The 13,302-nt window shown below is 54.5% G+C and carries 10 protein-coding genes; all 10 read right to left on the bottom strand.

Translation table 11 applies throughout. The annotated features are described in order from the left end of the window. Window positions 1–89 precede the first annotated feature (89 nt). A complete protein-coding gene (gene asnB / locus VN887_19975) occupies window positions 90–1,976 on the bottom strand; it encodes an asparagine synthase (glutamine-hydrolyzing) (GenBank protein ID HXT42297.1) in 1,887 nt (628 codons plus the stop codon). 60 nt (window positions 1,977–2,036) lie between these two features. Next, window positions 2,037–2,915, bottom strand: coding sequence for a glycosyltransferase (locus tag VN887_19970; GenBank protein ID HXT42296.1), 879 nt, complete (start codon window positions 2,913–2,915; stop codon window positions 2,037–2,039). A 180-nt stretch (window positions 2,916–3,095) separates the two neighbouring features. Continuing rightward, window positions 3,096–4,235, bottom strand: a complete 1,140-nt coding sequence (gene wecB / locus VN887_19965) for a UDP-N-acetylglucosamine 2-epimerase (non-hydrolyzing) (GenBank protein ID HXT42295.1) — start codon at window positions 4,233–4,235, stop codon at window positions 3,096–3,098. A gap of 33 nt (window positions 4,236–4,268) precedes the next feature. Next, a complete protein-coding gene (locus VN887_19960) occupies window positions 4,269–5,399 on the bottom strand; it encodes a DUF354 domain-containing protein (GenBank protein ID HXT42294.1) in 1,131 nt (376 codons plus the stop codon). 489 nt (window positions 5,400–5,888) lie between these two features. Then, window positions 5,889–8,183: a hypothetical protein gene (locus VN887_19955; protein ID HXT42293.1), complete on the bottom strand. Its 2,295-nt coding sequence runs from the start codon at window positions 8,181–8,183 to the stop codon at window positions 5,889–5,891. Between the two features lie 318 nt (window positions 8,184–8,501). Next, window positions 8,502–9,635 carry a DegT/DnrJ/EryC1/StrS family aminotransferase gene (locus VN887_19950; GenBank protein ID HXT42292.1) on the bottom strand — a complete coding sequence of 378 codons (1,134 nt, stop codon included), beginning with the start codon at window positions 9,633–9,635 and terminating at the stop codon, window positions 8,502–8,504. Between the two features lies 1 nt (window position 9,636). Next, window positions 9,637–10,146: an acyltransferase gene (locus VN887_19945; GenBank protein HXT42291.1), complete on the bottom strand. Its 510-nt coding sequence runs from the start codon at window positions 10,144–10,146 to the stop codon at window positions 9,637–9,639. Next, window positions 10,143–11,237, bottom strand: a complete 1,095-nt coding sequence (locus tag VN887_19940) for a Gfo/Idh/MocA family oxidoreductase (GenBank protein ID HXT42290.1) — start codon at window positions 11,235–11,237, stop codon at window positions 10,143–10,145. The genes VN887_19945 and VN887_19940 overlap by 4 nt, the downstream gene beginning before the upstream one ends. A 1-nt stretch (window position 11,238) precedes the next feature. Further along, the gene (locus tag VN887_19935) at window positions 11,239–11,955 is read right to left on the bottom strand and encodes a sugar transferase (GenBank protein HXT42289.1); all 717 of its coding nucleotides are present in this window, start codon (window positions 11,953–11,955) and stop codon (window positions 11,239–11,241) included. A gap of 446 nt (window positions 11,956–12,401) precedes the next feature. Continuing rightward, entirely contained in the window at window positions 12,402–13,067 is a 666-nt protein-coding gene (locus VN887_19930; GenBank protein HXT42288.1) for a polysaccharide biosynthesis/export family protein, read from the bottom strand. Window positions 13,068–13,302: the final 235 nt, after the last annotated feature.

Here is a 13,302-nt window from a genome sequence, read left to right as displayed (position 1 = left end):
GCGGTCAAGCCATCGGGCTTAGAATTGCGCATGAACGGAAGAGACATCGTTCCCACGTCGGAATGGAGCGGAGCGCTGCGGAAAACCGGTTAGTGGTCAATAAACTGTGTCTGCAACAATTCAAGAGTTAACAACGAGAAAACCTCCTTTGCCACGGGTTGTCCGCGATCTCCGGAATCCAGAAGCGCTTCAACACTTTCTTTCCGGAAATACCCGCGGTCAACGCATCGCTTGCTGAGCAGAATCTGACGAACCTCTTCCCTCAAATCTTTCTGAATCCACCGCTCGATCGGTATGGGGAACCCCGCCTTCTTGCGTTTAATTATTTCCTTCGGAATCCGCTTCCGAAACGCGGCCTTCAGAATGCGTTTGGTCGTTGCGCCTTTCACCCGATAGTCCGACGGAAGACTCGCGGCAAACTCCAGCACCTTATGGTCGAGAAATGGAACTCGAAGCTCCAGCGAATTCCCCATGGTCATCTTGTCCGCCTTTACGAGAAGATCGTCGGGAAGCGATGTTTTAATATCCATGTATTGCATTTGATCCAGCAAAGGCCGGTCATGAACACGTTGAAAAAGATCGTCAATCACCTCTGTTGATCGTTTGTAATCGACTTGATCGTAAAATCCTGGAGTGTAGAGCCTGCCTTTATTGCGGTTAAAATAGCTGAAGGGTGAGGCCGCCCGGCTGTAATAGTATTCCGCCGGCGGCGTGTCGATGTATGGAGCAAACTGCCCGATTTTGCTGAAAAGAGGAACTCGCCCTGCAACCTGAAAGGCCCTCGACAGTCCTCCCTTGAATGGTCCTGCCGCCGCTTTCAACTTCTCCAGCAGCAGAAAGTTTCGGTAGCTATGATATCCACCGAAAGCTTCGTCGCCTCCTTCGCCGGAGAGCAATACCTTTACATGACGGCGTGCAAGTTTCGAAACGTAGTGGAGCGACACCGCGGGGGGATCACACACGGGCTCTTCCATCTGACGAACCAACGTTGGCAGGAAATCCCAAAACTCCCGGGGAGTAATCGTGATCTCGTGGTGATCCGTCCCGAAACGGTTAGCGGCGAGCTTCGCATAAGGCCGCTCGTCCGCAAAGCCCGCATCAGCAAATCCAACGGTGAACGTGCTAATCCTTTTGCTCGTCTCGGTTGCCGCGCAACTGAGCACAACCGTCGAATCCACTCCACCACTAAGCAGGAAACCGACCGGCACATCGCTGATCATGTGATCCCTGACCGTGCTCTTGACCAGGTTGTAAAGGGCGTCACAGGCCTGATCCATCGTCCGCCATTTATCATCCAGTTCAAAACGCAGATCCCAGTACCGTTCCACCTTGGATTTGTCTCCCTTTGCAACGAGGTAACAACCCGGTTCCAGCTTTCGGATTCCTTTCCACAGTGTGTCTTTCCCCGGCAGGCAGAGATGGGTCAGGAACTTGTCGACAGATTGAGGGTCCACCTGGCAACTCACGCTTGGATCGGCAAGGATCGCCTTGATTTCCGACGCAAAGACGATGGCTTTGCCGGTGTGCGCATAATAAAGGGGTTTGATTCCAATCCGATCCCGTGCCAGTAATAACAACTGCTGTTTTTCATCCCAAAGCGCAAACGCAAACATCCCGCGGAGCCGGGAAAGGCTTTCGACTCCGTACTCTTCGTAAAGATGCACGATGACTTCCGTATCGGTCGTGGTTCGAAATTCGTGCCCTTTTTTCAGGAGTTCGTCGCGTAGTTGCTGGAAATTGTAAATTTCACCGTTATACACAACCCAAATCGTTTTATCCTCGTTCGAAATCGGTTGATCTCCGGTATTCAGATCAATGATCGCGAGCCGCGTGTGGCCCAAACCCACGGGGCCAGAAGTGTACTTGCCACTGCCATCCGGACCGCGGTGAGCTATCGATTCCATCATGCTGCGAAGCAACGCGGGTTCCACCTTTGCCCCGGTATCGAACTGTAATTTTCCACAAATGCCGCACATATGTTTCGGTGTTGTCTTCGGAGTGAACTGTTTCCGGACGAAGGCCAGACAACCGATGGCTCACCCCCAAAGACTCTTTCGAAAGAGAAGACGGTTCATTTGCTGTCGGCGAAAGTAGCTGATCAATTCCTTGTCATCCACTTGCGGAACTCGTTTCAAGTATCCCCTGATGAACCCAAACAAAAGCGCGCAACCCCCGATGAAGTATGGCTTTTCCACCATCCGTCTCATGCATTTCAAAAACATGAATAAAGGATGATAACCAGCGATATAGTTGGCCATTCCCCCTTTTGCCATGTCGTTCCACGCCCCATAAGCGGCGCCGGTCGGGCGAAGGTGAACCACGTTTATGTCAGAAAAGGTGCGCGTCGCCCAGCCAAGCATGTTCGCTTTTACTTCATCCAGCGTGTCCCAACCCGGCGCGTGAATCAAGCCACCGATATCCGACCAGCATCTGCTTCGATAGATTTTCGTCGCGCCCCGCACATGAAATTTCGGATCGATCCGGGATTCAACCTCAACACCATCCTGAACGGCGCGGCAGATGGTGCCCCCGGCGATTCCCAGCCGCGGGTCGTCATCAAAATGCCTGAAACACCTCTCGAAGTAGTCGCGCTCAAATGAAAGATCACCATCCAGCTTTACCAAATAGTCCCAGGATTCTCGTTCAACGGGTCGATACCCATCATAAAAGGCGTCAACGACCCCGCCACCTGCCTTTCGGAACCCCCGATCAGGGCGATTCAAAACCTTGATCCAAGAGTGCGCTCTCGCGGCAGCCTCTGTGATCGGACCAGTCGCGTCAGTCGATCCATCATTCACAATAATCCAGCGCGTGGGGAGGATCGTTTGTGCTACCATCGAATTTATGGTAAGAGAAATGTGCTCCGCCTCGTTGCGGACCGGACTAACAACAATGTAGTTCACCTCTGCGCTCATGTGGGGCCTCTCTTACGGGCATTTCACCGGGTTGCAATTCTCTTAATTAGCCGGTCACCATCGCCACCGAGGGGCTTTGGTTCTGAACTCACCGAACCTCGCTTCAAGGAGTTCGGAGTTAGCCGGCAACACGGTCTCACGGGAGCATCGCCCCCGACGCAATCCGGAGCAAAGCAACGCTTAACGGCCGGCATACTCGACCAGCGCGTGCACAATTCGGCCGGCAGTCCGCCCGTCCCATAAATCCGGGACCGCGCCCAAGGACGTTCTGCTGCCGAGAATGGTTTCGATATCAGACCGCAACGTTTTCAACGACGTCAAGTGGTTGCTTCCGACGGTTATCGTGACCGGTCGTTCTGTATTCGGGCGGAGGGTCAGGCATGGAGTTCTGAAATAAGTGCTCTCCTCCTGAAGCCCGCCTGAATCCGTTAGCACAAACCGGGCTTTTTCCGTAAGGCACAACGAATCGTGGTAGCCGATCGGTTCTAATATCTTCAAACCCTCGGCGTCATCAATCGTGATCCCGAATTGCCGGCACATTTTTAGTGTCCGAGGGTGCATGGGAAAGACGACCGGCAGCTGACTGGCCAGCCGTTTCAACTCTGTGATGATCGCGGCCAGGCTCTCCCGTTCGTCCACGTTCGATGGTCGGTGCAGCGTGACGTAGACGAAGAGCTTTTCCCGCAGACCGAGATCTTCCACGAGGTGGTTCACGCGGGCCTGATTCAGGTTTGCCATCAACGCATCAATCATCACGTTGCCAACAAGCCGTATTTTCGAGTCGGGAATGCCTTCTCGTTTCAGGTTATCGTCAGCGTCCGCCGACGGTGTCAGGAGCAGATCTGCCAAAGCATCGGTGACGATGCGATTCACCTCTTCAGGCATGGTGCGATCAAAACTCCGCAAGCCTGCCTCCACATGCGCGACCTTGACCCCCATTTTTGAGCAAACCAAAGTACAGGCCATGGTTGAGTTTACATCCCCAACCACGACGACCCAGTCCGGCCGTTCTCGCTCGCAGACCGGTTCAAATTTTGCCATCACGTTCGCTGTCTGGATGGCGTGCGAGCCTGAGCCCACGCCGAGGTTTATATCGGGTGGCCGGATCCCGAGCTCGCGAAAAAAGACCTCCGACATCGCTTTGTCGTAGTGTTGCCCCGTGTGTAGCAAGCGGGCATCAATCCGCGGCCGGACCTCGCCACACCTCGCGTTGTGCTCCTCAACCGCCTTCATGATCGGAGCGACCTTCATGAAATTCGGCCGCGCTCCTGCAACGACGATTATTTTCAGACATTGCATCAGTTGTGAATGCGCCGGCATTTTGCGTGGATGCCCGATGCCGCTATTGGCCGATTAATCTTTGAACCGGGCATCGTCCGCGACCTGGTTATCGGAGCCCGACCCAACGGGCAGATACTCGACTCGAATAATGTCCTCGATATGGTTCACAATGTCCTGCAGCGCCTGGCGCGGACGGTTTTTAGGTGGAGCCGTTTTATCGCGATGCCGTAATTGGATCCGGGTTTGAACGTCCTCAACACTGCTAATCAGCTTCAGCCGCCCCTCTTGTTCCAGTTGACGATCCACAGCGCCTAGCTTGCCACGAAAAATACTGTAAACCGGCACCCCCAACGCCGCCGCCTCGCGATTCATCGTTCCACCGCCACTGACGACCAGATCAGAGAACCAGAGAAGATTCAGCCCGTCGATGGCACGGGCGGGAACGATGGTCCGACCGGCGACAAACCAGTCGGAGTGCTCGGCGCGAAGTTTCAGTTCCTGCTCGCGGTTGCGCGGCAGGAGCACGGCCCGGGCGTCCCGGGTCTGGCAGATCCGCGCCATCAACTCGGTCAGAAGCAACTCACTTTCCGGGTTGTGATAATGCGCCTCGCTCGCCGGGGGCCTGACGGTCACGACCAGGTCGGAACTGCGCAGTCCGAGTTCTTCCAACAGAGCCGGGTCCGGCTTGAAATCAGGCGCGTATACGTCCTCTTTGATCCCCCGATACTTGCGCACGCGTTCAGACTTGCATCGAAATCCTTCGACGGACAGCGAGTCGGGTACGATCTCCCAGCGCGGCCCTGCGAGCGGAAGCGTTCTCGCGTGCTCATAGTCGATGACAAGGATGGTGGGAATCCGGAGTAAATTTCCCAGCACGATTTGGGAGCGCGCCCCGTGAGAGAGAGCCAGTTGCGGACGCTCGCGCAAAACAAAGGGGATCAGTTGTGCCGCTCTCCAGAACAGTCCCAATACTTTCAGGATTGCATTCTTCCCGTAGTGCCGGCCGACTTTTGAATACTTGAGACCTCTCAGATCGGCGAGTTCACATACTTGAAACGCGTCTCGCGCAGTTAGTACCGTCCCGTGGCCCCGCCGATCGAGTTCACGTGCCAGTGGAATGAAAAAGGGCACATGAGGAGTGTTGTCGAGGTCGATCCATATTTTAACGCGAGGGGTGGGCCCCGGCGGGCCGTGCCGACGCAACTGGGAACGGATCGGTTCCTCCGCACAACGAGTTTGATCCTTACGCATAACCGCTCTTCGGCGACGGGCACACTTCGTCCCCGTCAATTCGCGCACCCCTCGGCTGACAGCGCACCACGCCCCGAGTGCAGTCCATAAACTCCGCGCGCGGATACAAGTCAACGTCCGCCAATCGAACCGCACCAACGCATCAGTTCAAACCTATCCCTGATTGAACTGAAATCCGGATCGATTCTGCAATCAGACCCAAGCGGGGCCGGAAAACAGCGACAGAACCGGCTCGCCCCGGGCAAAAGTCGATGAGCGAATTCCCAAGAGAGGGGCCACTCCCGGACATCGATTGGAGAAAATGTTTCTGCTTCACCCGAACAAGACTGCGGTACGGCACCCAATCGAAAACGCCGACAATAAAGCGAATTAAAGGACGGGACAAAGCCTCAGCGTCCGAGCGCCTGCAACGAAAGAAGGGCAGCGAACAGCGATGGATATTCACAGTTCCGGTTGAAGACTGTCAGGGACATAGCGCCGATACTTGTTCAAAACTGCTTTGACATTCACTTTCGATTCGGCAAGCAACGAGCCCGCCTGCTCGACCAGGGCGCGATTCGTTTTTTCCGACTCGATCAAGAGCAGTACCAAATCCATGTACGTAGCCACCATCGATGTGACACTTGTCTGACTGACCGCCGGCATATCAAAGATGATATAGTCGTAGTCGCTCATTTTTAATTTTGGCACCAAATCGGTGAACCGTTCGGGTAAAGAACAAGGGAGCGTTTCTTTCGCACCACCGACGGACGCCAGATAGAGATTACCCGCACCTGCCGATGCGGAAGATCGCTTCCCAGCCTCCAAAACATCGGCGAGGCCACAGGCTGGTTTCCCTCGATAAAACGGATGGGCCGCGCCCTGGCCAGAGTTCATATCCACCAAAAGGACGTTACCGTCCCCTGTTTCCGAGAGGGTCGCCGCAAGTCCGGACGCCGTGGAGGTAACACCGGCCCCTTTCGAACAACTGGTAATCGCGATCATCTTCGGCCGGTGGGTCATGTTGTTCATTTCGAAATATGTGATTAGGCGATTGCGCAGAGCGTCGTAATAGGCGCGCAACCCATTGTGAGCCTCAGGAGGTGAAGCTGTCGTGGGAACGGGCCTGTCAACACTCCGTGTGTCCACCACCGAAGCCCCTTCACTGCCCGGCCCACCACCTTCCGGTCCTGCGCTGGCACCTTCGGTCCGACCAAGCCGGACTGCTTGGCGCTGGTGGTTCAAAAGAGGAATCGTAAGGAAAAGTGGCAGGCGCAGCTTCGTCGGTATCTCCTCCGAACGTCGGACCGAATGGTCAAGGACCAACTCGATGAGAAAGGCGAGCCCGACGCCGCCAAAAAACCAGAACGCGAACGCTATTCCCATCCTTTTCAGCGTCTTCTTGTAATCCTTCGCTGGTGGCGATGGCTCCTGTACAAGGCCGATGTTTGAGAGCTTTCCGGCTCCGAGGGCCTGGTTTGCCTTGGACTGTTCCAAGCTGGTCTTGCAATAATTATAGTTCTTATCGAGCAGATCCCTCTCTCTTTGAAGTCGGACTATTTCAGGTTCGGCCTCATCGACCTTGGTGGCTTCGGCGTGAAGATCATCGAGTTGTTTTTTTAACTCGCTGACCTTCGCCTCAAGCCCCGCTACTCTCCGGCCCGGTTCCAAGGATGGATCAACATGACTGCTCGAGCTTGACGATCCGCTTGCGCCCGCAGCAAGCACGCTGCTTTTTGCCAGCGACGGGTAATTCTCTTCGAGTTTTCTCCTCAGTTTTTCGAGGTCCGCAATGCGTTCGCGGACACTTATTACAAAAACGCTCCCCTCTGGATAATGAACCAGATACTCATTTTCCTGTTTATGGAGCGAATCCAGCCGCGCGGACAGGTTTCGATACTCGTCCACTTTGTCGGAAGGAACTTTCGGTTCAATCACCGTCGTGTTGGTATTCTCCCGCGGTGAATCGACCGGCTCCGACAGCGCGGCCTTCTCTCCGGCCAGTTCGGCCTGGGCGGCACTCAGGTCTGCGCGAACCTTCGAAATCTGGTCGCTGTACGCCTTTTTTGTCTCTTCAAGTGAGCTCACGCCCGCGTCTCTTTTGAGTTTGGTCAGCTTGTCTTCGGTCTGCTTTAGACTGACGCTGAGTTCCTCGGCCCTTTTTTCGAGAACTTCATCAAAACCACCCGGTTGGTGAAATTCGTAATGACGGTAAAAATAATTCGTAATCAACTGTCGAAGGACAGGTTGGACCAATGCGGGATCGGGATGCTCAAAAGTAACTTTGATCATGTCGTTTCCCATCGCTTCCGTGGCCAGGTCTCCCGTGATGACGCCGGCGGCTTGAAGTTGATTGGTTCCACCCCCAACCTTTGCCAGTATCTTCTCGGGCCCGATGATCGCGGCGACCTCTTTCGCCGAGTCAAAACTGGCAAGAATCACTCGTTCCGTGCCTATGATCCCGCCGCCACCCGAATCAGGCGATTTGATCTGAGAATCGTTCGCCGCCGGGTCCAACGTCTTGCTGCCCTGTTCGACCACGTAACGCACGAACAGAACAGCGATGGATTGATATTTGGGGGGCTTGTAAAAATACACCGCCACCGAGCTGGCGATCCCGAGGAATAAACCGACCAGGACCATCGTTTTGTGCCTGAAAAACACATAGTAAACGTCCTTAAGGCTGAAACCGGAGGGCCGTGTTTCTGCGGATTCGTCATCCATCATTGTTCCCTCTGTGTTCATCCGGATTGGCATTCGTCAGTTAGTAACTGCAATCAGAGATTCATTGCGCTTCGGGACTGGAGGCTGTGCATTAGCTTGGCCATCATAAGGGACGACAAGATGGGGGTAAACGAAAAATCGGCCAAAATACCGCCCTCAATCCAGCGCAAAACCTTGTGCGCCATATTCAAGCCCAACTCGCCAGACGACAGATGGTCCGATGGTTCGGAAGTCAGGGTGGAGCTTCGGTAGATTTTCGCCCTTGGTTCTCGCAGTTTAGGATCCCACGAATTTGGGTTTGAGGTCGAACCCCGGGAGCGCTTTGTGGGGCTCGAAAGGATCAGGCACTCCTTACGTAACAGGCGCATGGCTCCTCCAGGGAACACACAGCACGTCCTTTAGTTCACGAACAACCACCCCAATTTGCTCCGCCGTCAATTCGGGGTACATCGGTATGGATAGGAATTCGTCCGCGCAGCGCTCGGCGACCGGAAATGAACCCTTGCGGCACCCCAGAAACCGGTACGCCTCCTGGAGATGCACCGGAATAGGATAATGGATTCCGCACGCAACTCCCCTCTCCGCCATCGTTTGCAGCACCTTGTCGCGGTTCTGCGTTCGTACGACATAGAGGTGGTAAACGTGGCGGGAAGAGACAGCCTCTCCAGGGAGAATCAGTTCGCCTACACCCGCCAATTGCTCTTTATAGAGCGCTGCGTTTGCACGTCTGGCTTCGTTCGCTCGATCCAAGTGCCTCAATTTCACTCGAAGCGCGGCACCCTGAATACCATCCATTCGCGCATTCCAACCTACCATGGTGTGGTGGTATTTCTTCGCCTGCCCATGATCACGCAGCGTTTGAAGCGTGTTCCTGAGTTCCTCGTTGTCCGTAACGACCGCGCCAGCTTCTCCAAGCGCGCCCAGATTTTTTCCGGGGTAAAAACTGAAGCAGCCGGCAATCCCAATCGATCCGGCTTTTCGGTGGTTGTATTCGGCACCGTGTGCCTGACATGCATCTTCAATTACATGCAACTTGTGGCGCCGGGCGATCTCCAGAATCGGATCCAGGTCCGCCGTCTGACCGAAGAGGTGAACCGGAATGATTGCCTTTGTCCTTGGACTAATGGCTCGCTCGAGCAGACGGGGATCCAATGTATAGGTCCGTTCGTCAATGTCGACAAACACCGGCTTTGCTCCGCAATAGCTGATCGCCTCGGCCGTGGCCATAAAGGTCATCGGTGCAGTGATCACCTCGTCACCTGCTCCGATGCCGAGCCCAAGCAGGGTCAACCAAAGCGCGTCCGTCCCGTTTCCCACTCCGACCGCGTACGAAGACCCGCAAAACTCAGCGAAGTCCTTCTCAAACGCAGCTACGAACGGACCTCCCGCAAACGCCGTACTATCGATCACCTCTCGTATGACGGCCACCAACTCCTCTTTCAGAGGATCGTGGTGAGCCTTTAGGTCTAAAAATGGCACCTGCATATCATTTGTTGATCGAAAGCACCTTCAACACCCTCGCAGGATTGCCAACGACCACGCTGTGTGCCGGCACATCCTTCGTGACCACACTGCCGGCACCAACGATCGCGCGTTCTCCCACGGTTATCCCGCAAAGAAGCGTCGCGCTGGAACCGATTGATGCGCCCCTTTTCACGAGCGTCGGCGCGCAGTTCCAGTCCGCTTCAGTCTGCAGTTGCCCATCCCTCGTCGTCGCGCGGGGGTAACGATCGTTAATGAAAGTAACGTTGTGTCCCACAAAAACTTCATCTTCCAATGTCACGCCTTCGCAAACGAAAGTATGGCTGGAAATCTTGCAGCGATTCCCGATTTTGACGCCCTTTTGAATCTCCACGAATGTGCCAATCTTTACGTCATCGCCAATTTCACATCCGTAAAGATTGACGAAACCAAAGATTCGAACTCCCCGGCCCAGTCTTACGTCCGGCGCAATCTGTTGGTAGAGTCGTCGCGCGGGTGGCTTCGATCTTCTCATGCGCAAACCAAGGCCGGTTCACGCACCGCTCGCGCCTTAGAGACACCCATTGGGAAAGCGGCGTCTTGGCTCGTGGAGATGTCGATCGCGGCGCCGTTTTGTTTCAAAGATGCAGAGGCCGCTTCAAGTATTCGCACCAACTCCAGACCTCTCTGGCCATTGGTCAGCGGAGTTTTACCGTTCCGAATACAGTCGAGAAAGTGCTGGCATTCCACTTTGAGCGGTTCTTCCTGTTTGAGATACGGCACATACATGTCGCCGTAATGATATGAATACTGAAACTCCGCGAAGCTGTCATAATGCGGCGGTACTTCCACCCGTGCGTCGAAGATTTTTATTTTTTCCAGCGGCGCAACATCGTCGTAAACGATCATGCGTTTCGAGCCGACGATGGTCATTTCCCGTACCTTCCTGGGATCGAGCCAGCTGCTCTGCACCAGTGCCGAGCGGTGCTTGCGGAATGTCAGATGAATGTTGGTCACATCTTCGATGCCTGGCGTGACATGGGCTTCGCCGCGGCAATTTACGCTGACCGGAACTTCGTCGAGGATGTGAAGGATGATCGAGATGTCGTGCGGAGCGAGGTCCCAGGCAACATTGATGTCCTTTTGAAAAAGGCCCAGGTTCAGGCGGCGCGAACTGATATAACGGATGTCGCCAATGTCGCCACGATCAACGATCTCTTTGATCTTTCTGACGGCTGGCGAATACAGAAAGGTGTGGCCTATCATCAGAACGAGCCCCTTCTCCTGGGCAATATGAACAAGTTCTTCGCATTCCTCCGCGGATGACGCCATCGGCTTTTCTATGAAAGTGTGTTTGCCCGCGAGGAGGCTCGCCTTCGCCATCGAGTAGTGAAACCGGACCGGCGTTGCGATAATCACCGCGTCAAGCCCGGCGCCATTCAACAGGTGGCCGTAGTCTTTATGCCCCTCAACCTCGGGATACAGCGATCTGAGATGCGCCAGACGCTGCTCGCTGGTATCGCACATCAACTTGAGGTTGCACTCCGGCAACTGCCGAAAATTTCGGACAAGGTTCGGCCCCCAATACCCGCAGCCAACAACTCCGACGCTGATCTGATTTTTCATATTATGCCGAGAGCACGACTTTGTCTGCCGACTGCGTTCTCCGACTCGCCTGAGTTTCACGGACCTGTGAAATGAGGGCCGGAACCGTCTTCAGGATGATTTGAATATCGAGCCACAGCGACTTGTTCCGCACGTAGGCAATATCGAGATTGACCATCTCGTTGAAAGTGGTCTTGTTCTTTCCACTGACTTGCCAGAGACCGGTAAGTCCTGGCAGGGTCTCAAATCTCTCTTTCTGCCAGGGAAGATAGTTGTCACTTTCGTAAGGGATGCAGGGCCGCGGACCCACGATGCTCATCTCGCCACGCAGGATGTTGATAAGTTGTGGAAGTTCGTCCAACCCGGTGGAACGAAGGAATGCGCCCATGGAAATCAATCGAGAGTCGCCCCTGGCATCCATCTTAGTCATCGGAACGTCTGAATTGATGAGTCCCCTGAGGTACTCCTTGTGAACACGATTGTCCGCATTGACCTTCATGGACCGAAACTTCAAGCAAGTGAAGCGGCGTCCTCGGTATCCGACACGTTCCTGCCGGAACAAAACGGGGCCGGAGGACGACAATCGAATCCAAAGCGAGATGATCAGAATGAGCGGTGCCAGCGCCGGAAGCGCAAGGGCGATGCACGCTATGTCGAGGCATCGCTTCCAGCCCGGCGTGCCGCACGAATGTTCCGCCGCCTTCGCCTCTCCCCAAACAATTTGTAGAACGTCTTTCACAAGTTATTATGCTCGAAGTCGGTGTAATGCGACGCCACGTCGCCCCATTTAGCTCCTTTTGTACCACTGCTCTCCTGATTTTCTAACTCTCTTGTAATCAATCATAAACGCTCGTACCAACTCACGCGATTGGCCGGAGCAGCATGGTTTGAATTGATTCTGCAATGCACCTGCACTTCAAAGTCGCGGAGCCCATTCTCCTTGACTGAAGGTCGTCGTAACTTTCGTGTTTGCTTCGAGTTGTAACGTTTGATTCGGCCAAAATCGAACCATTCCTGAAGACTCGCAGAAGCTACAAAGGTAGGGAATGTGTGCTTGAGTTATAGGACCGGCTAACGGTGGTACGACACCCCAACTAGCTTTCCGTGCAGATCGACCCGATTTGAATTGCCGGGTTTTGCTCAGCCAGCCTTGTCCAATCGAGCAACGCTCGAATGCTCTAAGCCCTAAAACGCCCTTTCCGGCACGTAAATAATGTCAGATGGTCTGAGGTAAAATAGCTTCCCGCTCTTTCCCTCCAGCACTCTTTTTAGATTTCTGACGTAGTGCTTTAGTTGGCCTTCTTCGCGCCGAAGGATGACCACACTCGTCATGTTCGCCTTTGCGGGATCGAACCCTCCAGCTTCCATGATCGCCTCAAGATCCGAGATCGGTCTGTCCGGCATGATCCGGCCGGGGTGAACCACTGAACCAGTTACAAAAACCGGGTATGCCGCCGACTGCAAAGCAACTGAAACCTGTTTCAGTACGAGTTGTGCATCGTACACACTGAGCAGCTCCTTCTCTAACTCCGCGGGGGTTTTTCCCGCTGCCGTGACCTCCCCTACCAACTGCAAGGCGATCTTGCCGTCGGGACGAATTTGCTGGGTCGCGTTAAGAGTCGGCGAGCCAGGGAAAGAAATAACGACAGTGTCGCCTTCCCTGAGCTTGACCGTCCCGTAAGGCGTCATTTCCTTTCCCGTGAGCGGGGTCTCGGTCTTGCAGCCGAATAAGGGAAGGGCAAGGGCACAGAAAAGAACGGGAAACTTGGTCAGCCGCCTTAGCCAATCGGGCCACGCACTTCTTTCCAAACGGTCCTCCACAAACGTTTTGTTCATTGCCTGGGTTTTCATTTTCGTCACGGGCGCCTGAGCTCCACCAGATGCTCGCTGCACGGCTTTGTGCGACGAGAATACGCAACCCACGGGCTTCATCAACATTTTATTCACTGACGCCAGGTTGCCTCAATTCAACTCGTCTGAGTGCGGGACGGGATTCGCTCGGGCATTTTCAAGTCGCCGAACGGCTGATCCAATCCTACGCCCAGTCCAGATCATTTCTGCAAAATTCTACATATTCTTTGGCAAT

The sequence above is a fragment of the Candidatus Angelobacter sp. genome, assembly GCA_035607015.1.
Lineage (GTDB): Bacteria > Verrucomicrobiota > Verrucomicrobiia > Limisphaerales > AV2 > AV2.
This window is presented reverse-complemented; position numbering and strand designations above follow the sequence as displayed.

Bases quoted from the DNA above. Each gene is read 5' to 3' on its own strand.
- VN887_19950 (HXT42292.1), bottom strand. From the start codon at position 9,635: ATGCAGGTGCCATTTTTAGACCTAAAGGCTCACCACGATCCTCTGAAA.
- VN887_19955 (HXT42293.1), bottom strand. From the start codon at position 8,183: ATGCCAATCCGGATGAACACAGAGGGAACAATGATGGATGACGAATCC.
- VN887_19930 (HXT42288.1), bottom strand. From the start codon at position 13,067: ATGAAAACCCAGGCAATGAACAAAACGTTTGTGGAGGACCGTTTGGAA.
- VN887_19945 (HXT42291.1), bottom strand. From the start codon at position 10,146: ATGAGAAGATCGAAGCCACCCGCGCGACGACTCTACCAACAGATTGCG.
- VN887_19940 (HXT42290.1), bottom strand. From the start codon at position 11,237: ATGAAAAATCAGATCAGCGTCGGAGTTGTTGGCTGCGGGTATTGGGGG.
- VN887_19970 (HXT42296.1), bottom strand. From the start codon at position 2,915: ATGAGCGCAGAGGTGAACTACATTGTTGTTAGTCCGGTCCGCAACGAG.
- asnB (HXT42297.1), bottom strand. From the start codon at position 1,976: ATGTGCGGCATTTGTGGAAAATTACAGTTCGATACCGGGGCAAAGGTG.
- wecB (HXT42295.1), bottom strand. From the start codon at position 4,235: ATGCCGGCGCATTCACAACTGATGCAATGTCTGAAAATAATCGTCGTT.